Source organism: Streptomyces calidiresistens, from assembly GCF_014141525.1.
GTDB classification, from domain to species: domain Bacteria; phylum Actinomycetota; class Actinomycetes; order Streptomycetales; family Streptomycetaceae; genus Streptomyces; species Streptomyces calidiresistens.
The window spans coordinates 1-781 of record NZ_VKHS01001378.1 but is presented as its reverse complement, the minus strand read 5'-3'; the positions used below and the strand labels follow the sequence as shown (position 1 = coordinate 781).

General features: G+C 82.8%; 1 protein-coding gene. It reads left to right on the top strand.

Annotated features, from left to right (window positions below; translation table 11 throughout):
* Positions 1 to 659: ferredoxin-like domain-containing protein (locus FOE67_RS27405; protein WP_498370728.1), on the top strand; the 659-nt coding region annotated here is incomplete at its 5' end.
* Positions 660 to 781 lie beyond the last annotated feature (122 nt).

Genomic DNA, 781 nt, shown 5'->3' with positions numbered 1-781 from the left:
CCCGGGGGCCCCGCCCCGTGCCGGGGCCGACCCGGGACGGCGACGGCACACCGGCCGTCCACGCCCTCGCCCCCCTCGGCACCCTGACCGCCGGTCAGCTCCGTGGGGTCGCCGACCTGGCCGACCTCACCGGGCGCGAGGGCACCGGCGCACCACGCGTCACCCCCTGGCGCGGCCTCGTCCTCCCGCTCGCCCCCGCGCCGGGCGACCCGGCCCCCGACACCGGCGCCGCCCGGGCCGTGCGCGTCCTCGAAGCGACCGGCCTGATCACGCGCCCCGACGAACCGTGGCACGGCGTCGGGGCCTGCACCGGCCGGCCGGGCTGCGGCCGGGCGCTGGCCGACGTGCGGGCCGACGCCGCCCGCGTCCACACCCGCCGCCGCGACCCGGCGGCCCTCCCCGTCCACTGGTCCGGCTGCTCGCGGCGGTGCGGACGACCGCGCGGCGGCCCGTGGATCGACGTGCTCGCCGAACCCGACGGCTACCGCGTCACCCTCCGCGACGCCGACGGCGCCCCCGCGAACCTCCCCGGGGGCTCCCCCGGCGGGCGGGAGCGGACGGGGGAACCGCCCGGCGCGGCACCACCGACACCCCCTCCGCTGCCCGTGGACGGGGTGGCGACGGCCCTCGCCGCCCTCGCGCGCGGCGCCTCCCCCTGACCCGCCCCGTCCGCGTCCACCGTCCGCGTGCCGCGACGCCACCCGCGTCCGGCGCCCGACCCGCGACCGCGCCGGCCCTCCCGACCACCCCGGTCACACCCGGGCCCGGAACACCGGCGAAC